2 protein-coding genes and 1 pseudogene are annotated in these 2,134 nt (G+C 67.1%); 1 reads left to right on the top strand and 2 read right to left on the bottom strand.

Annotated elements, in window-relative coordinates; genetic code table 11:
* Positions 1 to 221, top strand: a pseudogene (locus AC2VOG_RS18740) (alcohol dehydrogenase); the annotation flags it as partial.
* A gap of 257 nt (positions 222 to 478) precedes the next feature.
* On the opposite strand, the gene AC2VOG_RS18735 reads toward AC2VOG_RS18740, so the two are convergent.
* Together AC2VOG_RS18735 and AC2VOG_RS18730 are read right to left on the bottom strand one after the other, a co-directional pair.
* Positions 479 to 1,027, bottom strand: coding sequence for a hypothetical protein (locus AC2VOG_RS18735; protein WP_486941334.1), 549 nt, complete (start codon positions 1,025 to 1,027; stop codon positions 479 to 481).
* Between the two features lie 79 nt (positions 1,028 to 1,106).
* On the bottom strand, positions 1,107 to 2,134 hold a 1,028-nt coding region (locus tag AC2VOG_RS18730), incomplete at its 5' end, for a CaiB/BaiF CoA transferase family protein (protein WP_486941333.1).

The raw sequence follows: 2,134 nt of genomic DNA, 5'->3' as shown, positions 1-2,134 counted from the left end.
TGTCGCCGTTGGGTTTTGTCGCCGAAGGCCGGTCGCTGATCGGCAGCTACCTCGGATCGGCGGTGCCGGATCGCGACATCCCGAAGTTCGTCGAGCTGTGGCGATCGGGCCGGTTGCCGGTGGAGTCACTGGTGTCATCGCGAATCACGCTCGAGGACATCAACTCCGCGATGGACAACCTGGCCGACGGCCTTGCGGTCCGGCAGTTGATCACCTTCTGAGTCCGCCGCTTGATCACAGCAGTCTCACCAGCCTCCGGCCGGCGGGGTATCCGACTTGCCCACCTTCGAGCGAATTCGTGCCGCGCCCCGATCGAATTCGCTCGAAGGCGGGCACATCGGGTACCGACTCACGTCGGTGACCCGCGTGGCAGATGTGATTGCTGCGAAAGGGTGAGCAGGTGATGAACGCCGTTGGCAAATCGGTCCGCGTGTCGCCTCGTGCAGATACAGCAGCGTGCGGGTGCGGTACGTGCGCGTCAGCCCACGGGGATCAGTTCGGAATCGACCGGCCACGACGCCTTCATGTCGCTACGCAACGTCTCGGTCGGGCCGACCTCGCCCGGGACACCGGCGGCTTGCAGCGCATGGCGTTTGAAAGCGCGCGCCGCCGCGGAGAGCACATGCTGTACCGCGGCGGTCCGGTGTCCGACGTTCAGCGGCCAATCATCTTGCCAGAGAGTCACTTCGGTCATCCAGCGGTCCAGAGCCGCCAGCACTTCGTGCCGGACCCGCGGATCGCCGGCGAACATGTCGGCGCTGACCGCAAGACCCCGGGCCGCGCATCCGGCGCTCACGGCCAGGGCGTGCGGGTCGAGTTCGACGGCGTGCATGCCGAGGATCTGCAGCGGGCGATGGTCACACTGCTGCGCCAACAGCACGTGGACGTCCCAGCCTGCGCACACCCGGTCATACAGCCAGCCGCCGATCGAGCCCACGACGTCCGCGGCGCTGGAAGCCACGACGTCGAGTCGATAGCCGACCGATCCGTCGTGGGTGTGCGAGCGCCGATTCTCCGAGGTGTTCATCGCATCCCTTCACGCGTCGTCGATGACCCGGCCGACCCAGCGTGACACTTCTTGGCGAATCTGTAAAGGTGCGATGAGATCAAATCTTGCGTCGCGCCCTGAGCTCGCCGAGTATTTCGTCGGTGTGCTGGCCGAGCTGCGGCGCGGGCGAGCGGGGCACCCACGGCGTGCCGTGGAAATCAGCAGGGGTCGCAACCATCGGTATGACCGCGGGTCCGTCCGGCACGTCGACCACGCCACCGGCGGCGTGGAACTGCTCGTCGGCGACGACGTCTTCGATGCTGTTGACCGGTGACCAGAAAAAGTCCGGTTCGCGCGCGAAGATCTCTGCCCACTCGCCGAGCGTCTTGGTCACGAAGATCTGGTCCAGCGCGGCGATCAGCTCGACGGCGTTGATCGCGCGGGAGCGCGCGTCCAGGAACCGGGGATCATCCAGCCACTCCGCCTTGCCGACCGCGCGACACAGCGGCGGCCAGTGCCGGTCGGCCTCCAGCCCGACGATCCAGAACCGATGGCCGTCGGCGGTGGCGTAGTTGTTCATGCACGGGTTGAACATCTTCTCGCGCTGCCCGATCGCGATCGGCTGCCCCGACATCAGGTAGGTGTTCAGGTCGAAGCTGACGGTGTAGGCGCCCTGGCGGTACAGCGATGTGCTGACCAGCTGTCCGTTCCCGGTGCGGTCGCGGGCCACCAGCGCCGCGCAGACCGCCGCGGCCAGTGTCATGCCGGCGGAATGATCGCCCATCCCGCCGCGCTGGAACGGCGGCGTCTCACCGGGCCGGGTGAGCAGGTACGCCAGCCCACCGCGGGCCCAGAATGCGGCGACGTCGTAGGCCGCCCGGTCGGCGTCCGGGCCGGTTTCGCCGTAGCCGGTGATCAGCCCGTAGACCAGTCGAGGATGGTCCGGGGCCAGCGATTCGTAGTCAAGCCCGAGCCGGCGCAGCGCGCCGGGCCGCAGGTTGGTGATGAAAACATCTGCGCCAGTGATCAATTCGAACGCGGTCTCGCGGCCGTGGTCGGTGGTCAGGTCGATCACGATGCTTCGCTTGGAGCGGTTGTCCATCTCGAATGGTGGGCTGACGTCGACGTCGAGGCCGAGCATGCGGC

This window comes from Mycobacterium sp. TH-M11 (assembly GCF_057473725.1).
This window is presented reverse-complemented; position numbering and strand designations above follow the sequence as displayed.